The following is a 17,442-nucleotide window of genomic DNA, read 5'->3' on the forward strand; positions in this document are numbered from 1 at the left end:
GTGGGCAGGTGGAGATAAAAAAACGGAACATTGTTGCTGCCATCATGGTGGCCATGTTTTTGGGGGCCGTAGAAGGGACTGTGGTAACCACCGCAATGCCTACGATTGTCCGGGAACTGCACGGCTTCCAATTGATCAGCTGGGTTTTTTCCGTCTATCTCTTGACTTCGGCTGTTTCCACGCCTGTATACGGAAAACTGGCTGATTTATACGGCAGAAAAAATACCCTCTCCGTGGGAATTATTATTTTTATTGTGGGGAGTACGCTGTGCGGGTTGTCCGGAAATATGGTGCACCTGATCCTATTCCGTGCCCTTCAGGGACTGGGGGCCGGGGCCATCTTTACAGTTACCTATACGATTGTCGGGGATATCTTTTCACTTGCGGAACGGGCTAAGGTACAGGGGTGGCTGGGGACGGTCTGGGGTATCGCGAGCCTTGCCGGCCCCTTCCTGGGCGGGTTTTTAATTGACTATCTTTCCTGGCACTGGGTATTTTTTATCAACCTGCCTTTTGGAATATTGTCTGTGCTTCTATTAAAAAGAAACCTTGTTGAGCGTTTCGCGAGAAAAAAACATCAGATGGATTATGCAGGCATTCTGGTGTTGTCTTTAGCCATTATGGCTTTATTAATCGGTGTGCTCCGGGTGGGAAACAGCCAGGAACAGAATCCGTGGTTTACCTATACCTCTTTTATCTCTGCTGCTGTTCTGGTCGGGGCTTTGTATTTGATTGAAAGGAAAGCCGAGGAGCCGGTCATTCCTCTTGAAATACTTACCAGGGACAACACAGCTGTTAATGTGATCAGTTTTTTGGTTGCTGCTGTTTTAATGGGAGCGGATGTTTATTTGCCCATCTATATTCAGAATGTTTTAGGATTCAAGGCCACTTTATCAGGGCTGGCGATGGCGCCCATGTCCCTTTCCTGGCTGCTGGCCTCCGTTTTTCTTGCCAAGGCGATACCCCGTTTGGGGGAAAGAGTAGTCACGATTTTTTCCACCTTTATTCTGCTCGGCAGTTGTTTTTTGTTATTGGCTTTGGGCATGAAGTCTTCTCTCTTTTTGGTGGTGATTTGTGTTTTTGTCATGGGGATTGGATTTGGAGGCAGCTTCACTACTTTAACCATCGTGATTCAGGAATCGGTAGGATATCATCAACGGGGGGCGGCTACCGCTTTTAACTCTCTCGTCCGGACATTAGGACAAACTATTGGCGTAAGTATTTTGGGCACCCTTCTTAATTTAAAGATTGTACAATATTTTAATCATATAGGAATCAAGGGCGTTAACCCTGACAGTCTTTACGCAAAGGCGAATCTAGCTGCAGGACTGGATTTAGACAAGGTAAAGGAATCGTTGAATTTTTCCCTTCATCACGTGTTCCTTGCGATTATTGGACTTTCTATTCTTTCCTGGTTCTTTTCCTTTGCCTTACGGAGCGGCTTGAAAAAAAGACTTCCCAACGCAGACGAGTAATTTCGGGAAAGATGAGTGGGGATGATAGCAGTGTTTGGAGAAAGCCGAATTTCTCTGAGGAGAATGAGGTCTTGATATAGACTAAGGTGGAAATGTAGAAAGGAGCTATTAGCGCATATGATTGAAAAGGTATACCACAACATATACAAAATAGAAATTCCCCTCCCCAACAGCCCGCTTAAAGCGACCAATGCTTATTTTATCCGGGGCAAGGGAAGGAATCTATTGATCGATACGGGATTTAATCGTTCCGAGTGTCTGGACGCCATGAAAAAAGGAATTCAAGAAATCGAATTTTCCATGGAGAATACGGATCTTTTTATTACCCATATCCATGCGGATCATTCCGGATTGGCCGGTCACTTAGCTACCCCTGCCACAAACGTCTATTGCGGCAATTATTGCGCGCAAGCATTAACCGATGGGAACAGCAGTTTGCTAGGGTATTATCAGGATTATATTCAACAAAGCGGGCTTTATGATGAAGGGTTTTCGATAGATCTTTCTCTGCACCCTGGCTACAAGTATGCGAGTGATAAAATTCCCAAGGTGAATGTCATCAAAGACGGCGATGAAATCGAAGTCGGAGACTTTTCCTTCCGGTGCATTGATACGACTGGACATGCTCCGGACCATATGTGCCTGTATGAGCCCAAACATAGACTCCTATTTTCCGGCGACCATATTTTGGGAAAAACTACTCCCAATAATACCATTTGGGATGCCCCATGGGCCATTACCTACGACTACCTGGGAGCTTACCTGAGAAATTTAGATAAAATTGCTGCACTAGAGATTGAAGTAGCCCTGCCGGGGCATCGGATGATTTTAAGGGATTGTCATCAGCGTATAGAAGAACTAAAGATGCATCACCAAAACAGGCTGGGCAACATTTTAGAGATCTTAGGGAAGGAAAAAATGAACGGGGTGGAAGTCGCAAGTAAAATGAAGTGGGACATAAGGGCTAAATCATGGACGGAGTTCCCGCCGGAACAAAAAATATTTGCCACAGGGGAAGCGTTGTCCCATCTTACGCACTTGGTATTCAGAGATATTCTGGTTAAAGAAATGTGCCATGGCGTAGTGTTTTACTCAGTACCATCCGGGCGTCCACGACCACACAGCCATCCGGATAAGCAAGCACAGGATTGAAGTCCAGCTCATCTATCTCGGGTATTTCAGAGAGCAGTTTCCCGGCATTGACAATGAGGTCGGCAAGTGCGTCCAGGTTGCAGGCTTTTGCTCCCCGCACGCCGTTTAATATTTTGTAGGCTTGGGTTTCTTCCATTTGTCTCAGGGCTTCTTCTTTTTCCATCGGTACCATGCGGAAGGAAACATCTTTAAAAACTTCAATCAAGATCCCGCCGGAACCAAACATGACTACGGGACCAAATTCTTCGTTCCGGATTCCTCCGACGACCACTTCCACCCCTTTTGCCATTTCCTTTTGCACTAAAACCCCATCGATGGGGACAATCCCCAATTTTTCTGTTACATGGGCCGTCAGTTTGTCATAACCTGTCCGCAATTCTTCCTGATCTCTAATGCCGACAATAACTCCCCCCACGTCTGATTTATGCACGATCTCAGGAGATACGATTTTGATGACCAGGGGATAACCCAGTTCTTCTCCGGCTTTTTCCGCTTCGCGCCGGCTCCGCACAAACCGGGTTTCCGGATAGGGGATACCAAAGGATGCACAAACCGTGTAGGCTTCATATTCCGGTATCAGCTGCCGGCCTTCCGCACATGCTTTCTTAATTACTTCCCGGTAATCCATCTCTCCCTGCCTCCTATAATCTGATCACTTTTTTTATTTGCTGTTCTTAGACCGGTACTGGCTGTACCGAATCATGTTTGTCATCACTTTTGCTGCCGTGTCGGGGTATTCCAGCGTGGGCATACTGTTTTTTTCCAGAATTTTTCTGCAGTCAGCAGCAGAAAAACCATTGACAAATACGGAAAGCAAGGTTTTCCTTTCCGCTTCAGGGAAGGACTGATATGCCGATACAATTTTGTTTGCCAGCAATTCTGCATCCAGAAAGGTGGGCGGTGGGGTAATAAATATGATGGCGTCAATCTGGGGATCTGCGATGAGGATCTTAAATACTTCGTGATGGATTTCTTCATTCACCGATCCGGTCATATCGATGTAGCCGTCCAGGAGCCCGATATTGGCGGTTGGGGCCAGAATTTTTTTTAGTCCGGTTTTTGTTTCCGGGGAAAGTTTAGCCAGCTCCGCAACCCCGGAGGACATCAGTTCGTCGATACAGATGGTTCCCGGTCCCCCCACTACGGTCAGCACACACACCCGGTTTCCTTTGGGCAGAGGGGTTTTATCCATTGCGGCGATGGTATGGTAAAATTCGGGCACATCAAAGGTTTGCACGATTCCGGCCTGGCGAAAGGCCCCCTTGTACATAGCGAAGCTACCGGCAATAGAACCGGTATGGCTTTGTGCGGCCCGGGAGCCCAGTTCGGTTTTTCCGGGTTTCATGGAAACGATGGGTTTTCTCTTCGTTACTTCTGCAGCAGTTGTCATTAACTTACGGGCGTCTTTGGTTCCTTCCAGGTAGAGGGCAATGACATTGGTTCTTGCGTCATCGCCCAGATATTCGATCAGTTCACTGACATCCACATCTTTCATGTTTCCCATGGCCACAAATTTGTTTATGCCGATCGTACCCAGCGCCTCGGTCGACCGGAGACAGGATTGAGCGAAGGCGCCGCTCTGGCTGACGATGGATACCCCGCCCTTTGGGCAGTTGCCTATTTCAAAGGTGGTATTCACGCCATGGTAGGTGTCAATGATCCCTAAGCAGTTGGGACCAATCACCCGGATGCCGCGTTCCAGCAGGGGGGCAAGCAAGGCTTTTTCCCTTGACCGGCCAGTTTCATCGCCCATTTCACTGAAACCGCTGGAGATTACCACAACCCCGTTAATATCTCCTATTCTGTCTCTGCGCCGGGCAATTTCCTCAGCAGCCTTAATACATTCTTCGGCATTGAGCACCATGACCGCGATATCCACTTTTCCGGATATTTCTTCCAGACTTTTGTAGCATTTTAGGCCAAGGATTTCTTTTGATCCGGGATTGACCGGATATATTTCTCCGGAAAAATCCATGGCTTTGGCATTCTCCACAACTCGATGCCCAAGTTTGCCGGCCTTTGACGATGCGCCCAAAATTGCGATGGATTTCGCTTTGAACAGGGCGTCCAAAGACTGCTTGTGATCCATTTTCCTCCCTCATTCCTTTCTCACCCCATATTTCATGCCGATCCTTTTTACCCCTTATTATTGACAATATGGTATGATCATCTTTGGTATCCCAATTATACCACCGCACTCAGCAGCTTGAGCCATTTTATCCCTTGCTCAGATCAAGTGGACAAATTTTTACAATTTTTAAGAACTCGGTGTAACTATGCGGTGCGTCATCCCCATGGGTGCAGAAAGGAAAAATGCAAATTCTATCTCAACAAATAAAGACTTCTTGAAAGATCGTTTGAATTTCATTTTATAGGGCTTGAGCGTTTATTCTCAGGCTTTTTTGTTGGAAAAGCAATGGGCAAAGACCCTGCCGGATATTAGAAATTTCTATAGGGTGATGGGTGACAATAAAATTATTGAATTTCCCTTATAAAAGATTGCCATGATAAAATGAAAACAGTTTGGAGAAAGCCTATAGAAATAAATCCTGGAACCAAAAGAGAATTAAAAAAGCTTTTGGAAAGCAAGGGACTGGATATTCCCTTTGTGGCAATTGATGAGGCTGATCCAACCATTTCTATCATAAATATACAAAATTTTTTTCGCGGGGAGGCTTAGGGTGAGGTAGGTTCAGGCATTCAGCTAAAATGGGGTGATGTTTGTGCAACAAGTTGCCGTTTCTACTGCCTCTTTTTGCCTTTGGGACATTGGGCCGGCGGGGAAGCTTACTATCTGTAAAGAGCTGGGCTGTGACAGGGTGGAAGTAGCTTTCAGCTCGGTTAAAATGTTGAAGGACTTTGTTTCTTTCCCATCCCCGCTAATTCAATTGGCTGAGTTTAAGCACATTACCATCCATATGCCCTGGTGCGGCGTAAGCTACGGAAATAATGCCACAAGCAGGAAAATTATGGATTATGTGCAACTAATCAACGAAAAATTACAAGTCGAGGCCTTTGTGATCCATTTTGATACTATCTCTGACTTTGACTGGGTAGAGAAAAGAGACTTTCCTGTTTATCTGGAAAATGCGCTGCGAAATGGTTCATGGCCCCTTTTTCAGCACGTGCTCAAGAACTATCCATTTGATTGTGTGTTAGATATTAACCGGGCGACCAGATTTGGGGACTATTTGGATCAGATTATTGAGGAACACCGCGATGATATCAAGGAAATCCATGTCAGCGGTTTTATCAATGATTTGGGACGGATTCCGATTAGAGAAAGCAATCAGGAACCTTTGCTGGATAGAGTGAAGGAGATAAATGTACCTTTTGTGATTGAGGGTTTGTTTTCACCCGGTGATTTGGAAGCAATACGCAAAGAAATCCGGTTAATACAGGACAAAACCTGTTGCCTTGAACTCTAGCCAGGCAGGATGCTTCTTATTCATAGTAATTTTCGTGCAGGATTCCTGGCATGAGGGCAGAGGGCAGCGATGATGATACAGGGGAGGTGAATTTATCAGGCCTGTAGACTTGTTTTGACAGATGAATTTCCGTAAGTCAGTAAGAAAGAAAAGGAGGTTGACCATGAATAAACGTCTCTTTGTAACTTTAATACCGGTAGGAATTGGCGTAAATATTGTGGGCGGACTGTTGGCCCAGACACTGAAGCTGCCTATTTTCTTGGACAGCATCGGCACCATGTTGACCGCGGTGATTCTGGGACCATGGCTTGGTGCCCTGACCGGTTTGTTGAGTAACCTATTGCAAGGCCTGTTCACTGATCCCATCAATATCCCCTTTGGCCTTGTGAATGCGGTGATTGGTTTAGTCGTAGGCTTTCTGGCGTTAAAACGGGGATTTGAGGATTATGTTACTCCCCTGATCGCCGGGTTGATCCTGTCGGTATTAGCTCCTATCATCGGCACTCCTATTGCGGTTTATTTGTTTGGCGGAGTGACCGGGGGAGGAGTAGACCTGATTTATACCGTATTGTTGAAGGCAGGAAACGAAATTTTTGCCAGCGCTTTTCTAGCGCGCGTACCGGCTAATCTTGTAGACAAGTTAATCAGTGCGTATTTGATTATGGCGATTGTCCGTAAGCTGCCGGTGGCAATGAAGGGATATGCTGTACCAGGTGCCAAAAGAACAGAAAAAATTACTGCCTAGTTTTCCGAGCGCCTGTAATGCGCCGGGGATCGGTGCGGGCAGTAAAATTCTCGTTTTATCCTTAATAATAATCTCTTTATTTTTGATGCATGACTGGAGGCAGTTGTTTATTAACCTTTTCGTGCTTACGATGCTTTCATGTTTATGCGGAGTGCTTCGGCCTATGGCAGGAAGAGTGAAGCATTTTATCTTTCTCTGCTTAGCGATCGTTGCCATCCATGCTTTTTTTAATCCCCATAATGATCATTTTATTTATTTTATTGGCCTGGAAGGGTTTCATTATGGGTTAAAAACAGCCCTGCGTTTGCTGGGCATTGTGATTGCCGGGAATTTGCTGCTGCTTACCACCGAGGTTACGGTATTAGTGCGGTGGTTCGGCAGGATTAATTCTGATTTGGGCATGATCCTGGGACTTTCTTTGTCGATTATTCCTGTGATGCAGCGTCAAATGGCCACTACTTTAGAAGTGCAGTCTGCCCGGGGATTGCGTCGGGACAGGATGAGGGACCGGTTTTTTGCTTTTGTTGCTGTGATCGTTCCGGTGATTGTCAAGTCAATTATTCGGGCCCATACCATGGCTCAGCTTTTGTATTTGCGGGGATATGACGGGCGCGTGAGACAGGAAAGATCCAGCCTGATCCGGCAAGATTGGTATCTGATGGGTTTTGGTTTTTTCTATTTCTTCATGAACTTATATTTTTCCATTCATCTATAGAAACGTAAGGTGGATAATTTGACGATTATCGTAAATAATCTGAGCTTTAGATACCATGATTCTTCTGTCAAGGCTCTGAAAGGGATTGATTTGGAAGCTCAACCGGGTGAGCTTCTTTTTATTATTGGGGGAAATGCCAGCGGGAAGTCCACCCTTTTGTTGTGCATGGCGGGCATCATTCCCCATTTGGTTACAGGTGAGTTGAGCGGAGATATTTTGGTAGATCATATCAGGATGGGAGAAAACGGTATTCAGCAGGAGCGCCCTGGCATGGCCCTTCAGGATTCCGACACCTATCTGTTCGAAGAAGTGTTTCAGGAAATTGCCTATCCCCTTGTCAATCAGGGTGCTTCCCAGGAAGAAGTATCTGATTCGGTATACGCTGCATCAAAGTCATTGGGCATAAGTCGCTTGCTTCACCGCAGTATGTCTACTCTGTCCGGGGGTGAAAGGCAGAAAGTTGCTATCGCAACGGCTTTAGTGACCAAATCACCTGTTTTATTATTGGATGAGCCGGTGGAACAATTGGATCCGGATGCTGCCCATGAGGTTCTGACCATTTTGCAGAAAATGGCGCGGGAGGGTAAAACGGTAATCGTTACGGGAAAGCAAGGAGATTTTGCCCGGAAATATGCGGGCAAAATTGTGTTTTTAGACAATGGCTCTTCCGTCCGTAATATCTCAGCAGCCGGCAACATTTTTGACGATAACCCAGCCCGCCATCTTTCTGCTCCAAACCTGAAGGTAGCCCGCGAATCCAGCTGCGGGGAACAATTATTGGAAGAGAGAGATGCCGGGACATTATCCCCGGTCGTAAAATTTGAAAAAGTGACCCATCTGTTCCAGGACGGAGGGGGCGTGGAAGAGATCGATTTTGCCATCAAACCTGGTGAGGTCATCGCCATCATGGGCCCCAATGGGGCAGGGAAATCCACATTATTGAAGCATTGCCTTGGCCTGCTTCGGGCACAGAAGGGAAAAACTTTTATTTTTGGGGAAGATGCCTCCGCTTTGCCCAGCTGGAAGCTGGCCCAAAAAGTGGGCATGCTTTTTCAAAATCCCGATGACCAGATATTCAACGAACGGGTTGATAAAGAAGTGGCGTGGAATCTTAAGGTAAGAGGAATGACATGGGAACAGGCCCTCAGCGAGGCAAAAAAAGTTTTAGAGGAATTGGGTTTGCTTGATTTATGTGAAAAGCATCCCCATGAACTGATCCGTTCCCAACGGCAACTGATCGCCTTGGCTTCCGTGCTGGTGACCCATCCGGATCTGATTATTCTGGATGAACCAAGCAAGTCCTTGGATCACAAACATGTCCGGGAAATAATGGACAGGATATTGCAGCAAAGACCAAGCCGGGGTGCGGTGATTATTGTTACTCATGACCCTGCTTTAGCCTGGCTCTATGCAGACCGGATAGCTTTAATCGTTGCCGGCCGATTGGCCGGTATCGGAAATACGGAAGATATTTTGCTTGACCATGTACGAATGGAAAAAGCAAAGTTGTCCCGGCACCCTTTTGTAATGGACCTCCATGAAAGCAATTCTGATGTACAAGGAGAGTATTGAATAGCGCACAGGTTTTGCGGTGGAGCTTGCCTGGAAAATATAGTTTTATCTTACAGACCCAAGTTTGGGGTCTGTTGTTTTACCATATTATAATATCATATAGTTTATAGTATAATTAACGTATAATTAAGCAAGATTAACATGCCTTTACAGAAGACTGAGCAATTCCCAATAGGATGACAACTGGGGGGAAAGGAATTTGTCAGAGCGCAAAATTGTTTGTGAATACCGCACTTATACCGAAACAAAAAATACCCATCAACATGCCTTCATCCAATTAATTTTGCCCCTCCAGGGTGTGTTGAATATAGAAACCGAACACAAAGACCTGAAGCTAAACGATTCCCAGCTATTCTTATTGCCCGTAGGGTGCGATCATACTTTTTGGGCAAACCGATGCAACCGGTTCCTGGTTTTAGATATTCCTCAAATTATGCTTCCCGGCAGCGAATTGGCGAAATTTTCCGGTGGTAAAAACTATGAGATGGACGAAAAATGGAAAGCGATCCGGTTGCTATTAATGAACGAACTGGATCAGGAAAATGATCCGGATTCGGATGTGACCATGCTGCTCCGGTATTTTCAAAAGTTTCTCACCCCAGAGGACCTGCCGGATTCTGTAATTTATATGCAAAGACACTATAACCAGGATATTAAATTAGAGAAGCTGGCCCAGATCGAGCATTACCATGTCAATTATTACTGCGAATGGTTTAAACGGATCATGTGCTGTACTCCTTTGGAATACCTGAAGAAAGTAAGAATTGAACAGGCAAAAGAATTACTATTGGGCACCAATTTAAATATTATGCAAATTGCCTGGGAAGTGGGCTATGCCCATCATTCTTCTTTGACCAGGGCGTTTAAGGAAATGGAAAATATCACTCCGGAAGAATTCAGACAGAAAAACATGAAGATTTGCTAAAAGAAAACTTAATTACGGGAAAAAACATGGAGGAGATTTTTGTATCATAGATATAGAGAAGTTTCCCGGGTTATATTTTAAATTGAGGAGGTAGTTAAAGGTGGACCTAAGAAATGAAATTGTGTCGGTGATAAAAAATGAGGTTCTTGGCTCGGGAAAAGAGGAATTATTCAGAGAACCTCTGGTGGGCTTTGCTTCCGCAGACGATCCTTTGTTTTCCAAACTGGCCGAAATCGTAGGACCGGAACATGTTCACCCGAAAGACATCCTGGAATCTGCTAAGACAGTGGTGGCCTTCTTTGTTCCTTTTTCCAAAAGAATTGTCTTGGAAAATAGGAAGTCTCCTGAGGTTTCTCCGGAATGGGCGAATATCTATCTGGTGGCAAATGCCTTAATCAATGATATTTCGAAAAAATTGATTGAGCATCTGGCCGGTAAAGGGATTGAAGGGGGTACCATTAAAGCAACCCACACCTTTGATGAAAAAACCCTCCAAGCGGGCTGGTCTCATCGAAGCGCGGCGTACATTGCCGGATTGGGCAGATTTGGCCTGAACCGGATGCTGATCACACCGGTGGGATGCGCCGGCCGGTACGGGAGTGTCGTTATTTCAGAGAAAATTGCACCGGACCCGCGTCCCCAAGAGGAGCTGTGTACTTATTTTATCAACGGACAGTGCGGGTTTTGCATTAATAACTGTCCCACACAAGCTCTCAAGGTTGACGGGTTTGACCGGCATAAGTGTTATGCTCATTTACTGGAAGTTAGTAAAAGGTTTTCTGATTTAGGGGGGCTTTGTGATGTGTGCGGGAAATGTGTGGTGGGCCCGTGTGCCATTCTATTTGACAAGAGCAAGGAGCGGTCCCTGTAAGCCGTCCTATTAATTGAATAATTGAGTTGTTAAACGCCGGTGAAGTAAAAAGAAACTTTGTCCGGCTTTTTATTTGGTAAATGTGCAGGACAATGGGATACCATGGTGGAAATAGGCAGTGTTAACCGGGATATGAGATGATAAAGGGAGGCAGCATGATGCAAATTAATCCTGATAACTGGTGCCTGGATTTTACCCCTGATGATTATAAAAACATTTTAGAGAATTGCTATGATGAAGTGATGGTGGTAAATGCCAAAGGAGTAGTGGTTTATGTTAATGAGGCCTGTGAAAGAAATTATGGCCTTAGCCCATCGGAAATTATCGGTAGGACGGTTAATGATTTGGGCGCCCAGGGATATTATCGACCTGTAATCGCTCCTCTTGTATTTAAGGAAAAGAAAACCGTTACCTTAGAACAGGAGACAAACCTGGGGGTAAAACTGGTCGTTACGGTGAAGCCAATTTTTGATACGAAAGGCAATATTAAATACATCGTCGCTAACAGCCGCGATATCAGCCAGATCGAAAGGCTGAAACACGATTTGGAAAAAACAAAGCGGATGGTGCAGAAATTCCAGACAGAGGTGGAAGAGCTCAGAAAAAAACAGGTTGTTTACGAAAGTATGTTTGTGAACAGTAAGTCCATGCGGCAATGCCTGGAGCTTGCCCAAAAGGTGGCTGCATCGGACTCTACCTTGCTCATTTTAGGTGAATCGGGTACCGGAAAAAATGTCATGGCAAAATATGTTCATAAAATTAGCGGCCGGCCCGGGCCTTTTTTGTCTATCAACTGTGCTGCTATACCGGCGCACTTATTGGAATCGGAATTGTTTGGCTATCGCCGGGGCGCTTTTACAGGGGCAAATAGTGATAAAGTGGGCCTGATCGAGCTTACGAACGAGGGAACGATATTTTTAGATGAAATTGCCGAAATCCCCATTACCCTGCAAGCAAAAATTTTGGAATTCATTCAGGAAAAGCAGTTTATGCCGATCGGCGGGAAGGTGCACAAAAAAATCAATAGTCGAATCATTGCCGCGACCAATCGGGACTTAACCCAGTTGGTTAAGAAAGGGGAATTTAGAGAGGACCTCTATTACCGGTTAAATGTGATCGAATTAAAAATTCCTCCCCTCCGGGAAAGGCAAGAGGATATTCATTTATTTATTAAACATTTCTTGGATCAGTTTAACAAACGATATCATAAATACTGTACCTTCAGCAATAAGTGTATGGATGTGCTCACCAAGTATCATTGGCCGGGCAATGTGCGGGAACTGGAGCATCTGACGGAACGCCTGGTTTTAACGGTACAGGGAGAAAAAATTAACATTGATGATTTGCCGGGATATGTCTATCAAACTTACGACCAGGTTCTAAATAAAGAATTTGTTTCTTTGGATGAAGTTGTAGAAGACTTGATCCAAAAATTAGTCATTGAAACATATAAACAACACAAGAGTTCCTACAAGTTAGCTAAAGCCTTAAACATCACGCAGCCGAGAGCCTATCGATTAATATGTAAATACATTGTGGAAGCCGGTTAGATAAAAATCTTTCCGGTTTTTTTATACCTAAATGCCCCGGGTAAAACGCCGGCGTATTGGATTTAACCGTTTTATGGTTATGAAAGCTGCACCGTAAACGAAAAGAATTTCCCGCTCATAAGCAACCCCGGTTTTAATTCCACTTAGGGAGATTCGCGATGTCACAGAAATATCTAAAGCAATACGGAAACGTATTGCTTTTAAAACAATGACGTATTAATTTGGAGAAATATTAGATCAGAACGAATGATTGTAAGCTACCATCCTCTCCTTTTGTCTTTGGCATATTTATTGCTAATTCCTAAATCTGAGTAAGAGAAATAATTGCTTTTCCGGCAAGGAGGTGTTACGGATTTAACATGCAATGGGCAGACAGTACAGAAAGGGGAGGAGTAAATGAGTATGGAAGAAAAACAGAAAAGAAAAGTTGAAGCTATTTTGTTTTATCCACCGTTAATACTTTTAGCGGCTTTTTGTCTTTGGGCGGTGAACGATGCTGAAAAGGCAGGGGCGGTTCTCCAAAAAGTATATTATTTTGTCACAAATACCTTAGGCTGGGTTTTCCAATGGTATTATGTGCTTGCCTTTTTATTATTTCTCTACTTTGTATGCGGACCCTATGCCCATAAAAAGCTGGGGGAAGGACCGCCGGAATTTAGCACCTTGACCTGGTGGGGCATGATGTTTACGGCCGGAACCAGCCTTGGGGTGATGTTCTGGGCCACGATGGAGACCTTTTGGGATCTTCAGTTCCCCGCCATGGGGGCCCAGCCTTTCTCTCCGGAAGCTGCCCGGTGGGCCCTTAGTTATCCCTTGTTTCACTGGGGACCCTTGTGCTGGGGCATCTACGCAGTCTTTGCGGTAGCCTTTGCCTTTATGTTTTTCGTCCAGAAGCAGAATGTAGTCAGACCAAGTTCTGCTTGTGAGTCGTTGCTGGGCACCCGTTTGGCGAAGGGGTGGCTGGGCAGAGTGATTGATATCATTTTCCTGATTGGTCTGATCGGCGGCATCTCAACATCTACGGGTATTTTGGCTCCGGTTATCGGAGAGCTGTTCTCCAAGGTATTTGGTTTTGAGCATAATATCCGGCTGGATAGCATCATTATTTTTTCCTGGATTTTTGTTGTAGCTGCCACAGTTTATACCGGTGTAAATAAAGGCATTAAAATATTGAGCGATATCAGAGTTTACCTGGGCTTTGCAGTACTTTTGCTGCTCTTGTTCTTTGGTCCGACCAGCTTCATCTTGAATAGTTTTACGGATTCAGTCGGGCATTTGGCGCAAAATTTTGTGATGATGAGTTTTAACCTGGATCCCCATGCCAAGGGGGGATTTCCCCAGAACTGGACCATCTTTTACTGGGCCTGGATTATCTGCCTGTGCCTGCCCGCAGGATTGTATTACGGGAGAATTTCTAAAGGCAGAACGGTTCGGGAGTTAGTGACGGGGGTTTTAATAGGCTGTATGGGGGGGAGCTGGATCTTCTTCGCCGTTTTTGCCAACTATCTGTTGGATATTGTGAATAAAGGCGTGTTCACCCCGGAACAATTAACGGCCTTGGGTCAAATAAGTTCCCATGAGGCGGTAGTGAAAATTTGGAGTACCATGCCATTTGCCGGTATTACTTTAGTTGTTTTCTTTATCCTGGCGTATATATCGAACTGGACTCTGGTAAACGGAGCTGTCTATACCATATCCATGGTATCAACCAAGGAATTAACCGGAGAAGAGGAACCGCCGAAATGGAGCAGAGTATTTTGGTCGGTGGCGTTGTGCTGTTTAACTCTGGCCTTAGTCAATATTGGGCAGTTAAAGGCAGTGCAAACCATGACCGTTGCCGCTTCAGTACCCATGCTGTTTGTCACGACCACGATCATCCTTACTATGATGAAAGATCTGCGCCGGGAATGGGGAAGTGAACAGATAGGCAGGAATCCCCAGTTGGAACGGCAGAGTGCCCTAACCGTTGATCAGGAAAAAGTTCAGGCATAACAAATAGGCGGGCAAGTTATCATTACCAATTGGGGAGGTATCAAAGTGAAGCGCAATTTCCAAGTAGGCATAAGCCATATCAGCGGTTTTAGTTTAAATGCTTTGACGGCAGATGAATTATATGCCGTTCACTGTGCCATATTGGAGGTTTTACAGGATTCCGGGCTGAAGGTGGACAGTCGGGAGGCTCAGGCCATTTTTGAAGGCGGCGGGTGCAAGGTCAATCCTAAGACAAATATTGTTAAAATTCCTGCCGATGTAGTGGAAGATGCCATCTGTTCAGCCCCCAGCACATTCCTGCTGGCGGGGAGAAACCCCAAAAACGACTTGGTAGTAGGAGGAAAAAGCTCGGCCTTTTTTAACTTCGGAGAGGCCATTTATCTTTATGACCCTTTTACCTTAGCGTATAGAAAAAGCACGAAAGAGGATGTGGGAAATGCGGCTTTGATTTGCGATGCCATGGAGGAAATGGAGATTTGCAATAGGGGGATGGGGGCGGATGAATACCCGGGACCGATTCAATCCATTCATAATGCCGATGCTATTTTCTCCCATACATCCAAGCATTGCTTTATCGGTCCCAACAGTGGCTATAATTACAAAAAAGTTGTTGAAATGGCAGCGGCTATTCAAGGGGGCATGGAGGCATTGCAGGAGCGCCCTATTTACAGTGCCACGGTTTGTCCCACCAGCCCGCTGCAGTTGCTGCCTGAAATGTCGGATGTAGTGATTGAAGCCGCCCGGTATGGATTGCCGGTAAACATTGTCTCTATGGCCATGGCCGGGGCAAGCAGTCCGGTCACTCTGGCCGGTACCCTGGTTACCCAGGGCGCAGAAGTGCTGGGGGGGATCGTGCTGAACCAGCTCACGCGAAAAGGGTCGCCCGTCACCTTTGGCGCCGTTAGTACCATTATGGATATGCGCCTTGCCACCGCACCGGTGGGCGCGCCGGAATTAGGCATGCTCAGTGCCGCGATGGCCAATTTAGCCCAGTATTATAAAATTCCCAGTTTTGGGGCCGGCGGGTAGTCAGACAGCAAGGTTCCGGACGCCCAGGCCGCTCAGGAAAAGGCCCTTAGTTTATTGACATCCTCCATGATGGGGGTTAACCTGGTTTTAGGCATAGGGATGCTTGAAGGTGGGTTAACATATGATTTTGCCCAGATTGTGATGGACTGTGAGTTAATCAGAATGGTGCGCAGAATTGTACGAGGAATTACGGTGGATGACGAGAGCTTGGCTGTGGATGTGATCAAGCAGGTAGGAGCCGCGGGTGAATTCATGAGTCATGAACACACCTTTCGTCATTTTCGAAACGAACATTCACAAAGTAAGATTGCGGATCGGACGATACGGGCCAATTGGCTGGCAAAGGGGAGCAAGGAGATGGTGGAAAGGGCCTATGAAGAGGCCCGGTATATTCTAAAAAATCATCAACCGGATCCTTTGCCATCGGGCGTGGATTCTGCGATAGGGAGAATTATGGAAGAAGCGAACGAGCATTATGGGATAAAGCAAAATTAATGAATAATGGGGTAAGCTGACGGAACATCAGCTTACCCGCATTTTGACGTGGAGGGTTGACGATGACTTTAAAGCCTAGACTTCATGTGATTTCCGAGCAGGATTATCCGAGAATTCATGAGGCAACTGTGAAGATACTTGGGGAAACGGGTGTGGTTTTTCATTCCGAGGAAGCATTGGCGGTTTTCCGAAAGCACGGCGCGAAGGTGATGAATAAAACTGTTTATCTGGACCGGACACGCATAGAGCAGGCGTTAGAAACCTGCCCCAGAACTTTTTCCTGGATGGCAAGAAATGAGAAGCATGCCGTAGTGGTAGGTGAAGAATGCCTGATTCAACCGAATGCCGGTCCGGTATATATTCAGGATTTGGACCGGGGACGCCGGTTAGCCTTATTAGAGGATTACTGTAACATTCAAAAACTTTGTCAGGCAAGTGATGTCGTGAACCTGGCCGGTCATATTCCGGTTAATCCTAGTGATGTGAACCAGCAGGAAAAGCATTTGCGTATCATGCATGCGATGATCAAACACGCCGACAAACCTTTAATCGGGCACACCGTTTATCGAAAACAAGCCCAGGAAATGTTAGACATGATGGAAATAGCGATCGGCAAAAAAGGATGTCTTCAAGACAAGCACTATCTTGGGGTGGTGGTAAACCCCTTATCCCCCCTGGCCTACTCCGAGGATGCCCTGGAGACGATGCTTGTTTATGCCGAAAACAAACAGCCCATTGTGATAGCTCCCGCCATCATGGCGGGTGTCTCAGGGCCCATCAGTTTACTGGGTACCGTGGTCCAACAGAATGCCGAAATCTTAGCAGGCATCGTATTGGTGCAACTGATCAACCCGGGAAATCCTGTGGTATACTCGACGGCATCAACGACGGCCTTTATGAAAAGGGCCAGTTATTGTGCCGGCACTCCGGAGGCAATGCTCATCAACATTCCCAATCTCCAAATGGGACAGGATTTTTATCATTTACCGGTGCGGACCATGTGTGGGATTACCGAGGCGAAAACCATAGACAGCCAGTCCGGATTTGAAACCATGCAAAGTGTGATGATGGGGATGCTGGGAGGAGCCCATATTTTGGTACAGTGCCTGGGGGTTCTGGATGCACTGATGACGACATCTTACGAGAAATTTATCATCGATGAGGAAATCATCAGGCGGGTCAAATGTGTCGCCGGGGGAATCGATAACTCAGATAATGCCTTGGCAGTAGATGTGATACAGGAAATCGGCCCTACAGGAACCTATTTAACCCATCAAAGTACCTACGAGCATTTTAGAGAACGATGGGCGCCCACCATCTCCAATTGGGAACCATATGATAATTGGGCCAAGGCGGGAGGTGAGGAAATCGTTATAGCAGCAAATAGAAAGCTGAAAGAAATATTGCATCATGCTCCCCCATCTCTGATCGATGCAGCATTAGATCAAGAACTAATGCGTTATATTCATCAGTTAATAGAGGAGTGACCAAAG

Annotated in this window: 14 protein-coding genes and 1 pseudogene; 13 read left to right on the forward strand and 2 right to left on the reverse strand. The window is 45.9% G+C overall.

Annotated elements, in window-relative coordinates:
• Positions 1-8: 8 nt before the first annotated feature.
• Positions 9-1,475 carry an MDR family MFS transporter gene (locus DCMF_RS24135; protein WP_148136791.1) on the forward strand — a complete coding sequence of 489 codons (1,467 nt, stop codon included), beginning with the start codon at positions 9-11 and terminating at the stop codon, positions 1,473-1,475.
• Positions 1,476-1,592: 117 nt separating this feature from the next.
• Complete coding sequence (locus DCMF_RS24140) at positions 1,593-2,627, forward strand: MBL fold metallo-hydrolase (protein WP_148136792.1); 1,035 nt, start codon at positions 1,593-1,595, stop codon at positions 2,625-2,627.
• Here the strand turns inward: DCMF_RS24140 and DCMF_RS24145 are convergent.
• Both DCMF_RS24145 and DCMF_RS24150 read right to left on the reverse strand, forming a co-directional pair.
• Entirely contained in the window at positions 2,536-3,255 is a 720-nt protein-coding gene (locus DCMF_RS24145; protein WP_148136793.1) for an acetate--CoA ligase family protein, read from the reverse strand. The genes DCMF_RS24140 and DCMF_RS24145 overlap by 92 nt on opposite strands.
• A gap of 33 nt (positions 3,256-3,288) precedes the next feature.
• The gene (locus DCMF_RS24150) at positions 3,289-4,716 is read right to left on the reverse strand and encodes an acetate--CoA ligase family protein (protein WP_148136794.1); all 1,428 of its coding nucleotides are present in this window, start codon (positions 4,714-4,716) and stop codon (positions 3,289-3,291) included.
• A gap of 423 nt (positions 4,717-5,139) precedes the next feature.
• On the opposite strand from DCMF_RS24150, the gene DCMF_RS29395 reads away from it, so the two are divergent.
• The 11 genes and pseudogenes from DCMF_RS29395 to DCMF_RS24205 all read left to right on the forward strand — a co-directional run bounded on the left by DCMF_RS29395 (position 5,140) and on the right by DCMF_RS24205 (position 17,436).
• Positions 5,140-5,307 carry a hypothetical protein gene (locus tag DCMF_RS29395; protein WP_214658862.1) on the forward strand — a complete coding sequence of 56 codons (168 nt, stop codon included), beginning with the start codon at positions 5,140-5,142 and terminating at the stop codon, positions 5,305-5,307.
• Between the two features lie 43 nt (positions 5,308-5,350).
• Positions 5,351-6,055, forward strand: coding sequence for a hypothetical protein (locus tag DCMF_RS24155; protein WP_148136795.1), 705 nt, complete (start codon positions 5,351-5,353; stop codon positions 6,053-6,055).
• A 163-nt stretch (positions 6,056-6,218) separates the two neighbouring features.
• The gene (locus DCMF_RS24160; protein WP_148136796.1) at positions 6,219-6,800 is read left to right on the forward strand and encodes a CD3073 family putative ECF transporter S component; all 582 of its coding nucleotides are present in this window, start codon (positions 6,219-6,221) and stop codon (positions 6,798-6,800) included.
• On the forward strand, positions 6,757-7,515 hold the full coding sequence (locus tag DCMF_RS24165) for an energy-coupling factor transporter transmembrane component T family protein (RefSeq protein ID WP_148136797.1): 759 nt from the start codon (positions 6,757-6,759) through the stop codon (positions 7,513-7,515). The genes DCMF_RS24160 and DCMF_RS24165 overlap by 44 nt, the downstream gene beginning before the upstream one ends.
• Positions 7,516-7,533: 18 nt before the next feature.
• On the forward strand, positions 7,534-9,087 hold the full coding sequence (locus DCMF_RS24170; RefSeq protein WP_214658864.1) for an ABC transporter ATP-binding protein: 1,554 nt from the start codon (positions 7,534-7,536) through the stop codon (positions 9,085-9,087).
• A gap of 199 nt (positions 9,088-9,286) precedes the next feature.
• Entirely contained in the window at positions 9,287-10,012 is a 726-nt protein-coding gene (locus DCMF_RS24175; RefSeq protein WP_148136799.1) for an AraC family transcriptional regulator, read from the forward strand.
• A gap of 100 nt (positions 10,013-10,112) precedes the next feature.
• Entirely contained in the window at positions 10,113-10,883 is a 771-nt protein-coding gene (locus DCMF_RS24180; RefSeq protein WP_148136800.1) for an epoxyqueuosine reductase, read from the forward strand.
• Positions 10,884-11,038: 155 nt separating this feature from the next.
• On the forward strand, positions 11,039-12,433 hold the full coding sequence (locus tag DCMF_RS24185; protein ID WP_148136801.1) for a sigma-54 interaction domain-containing protein: 1,395 nt from the start codon (positions 11,039-11,041) through the stop codon (positions 12,431-12,433).
• Between the two features lie 396 nt (positions 12,434-12,829).
• Entirely contained in the window at positions 12,830-14,425 is a 1,596-nt protein-coding gene (caiT, locus tag DCMF_RS24190; protein ID WP_148136802.1) for an L-carnitine/gamma-butyrobetaine antiporter, read from the forward strand.
• 45 nt (positions 14,426-14,470) lie between these two features.
• Positions 14,471-15,949: pseudogene (gene mttB, locus DCMF_RS24195) on the forward strand ([trimethylamine--corrinoid protein] Co-methyltransferase).
• A 62-nt stretch (positions 15,950-16,011) separates the two neighbouring features.
• Complete coding sequence (locus tag DCMF_RS24205) at positions 16,012-17,436, forward strand: trimethylamine methyltransferase family protein (RefSeq protein WP_148136805.1); 1,425 nt, start codon at positions 16,012-16,014, stop codon at positions 17,434-17,436.
• Positions 17,437-17,442: the final 6 nt, after the last annotated feature.

The sequence above is a fragment of the Candidatus Formimonas warabiya genome (assembly GCF_002777255.1).
GTDB classification, from domain to species: domain Bacteria; phylum Bacillota; class Dehalobacteriia; order Dehalobacteriales; family Dehalobacteriaceae; genus Formimonas; species Formimonas warabiya.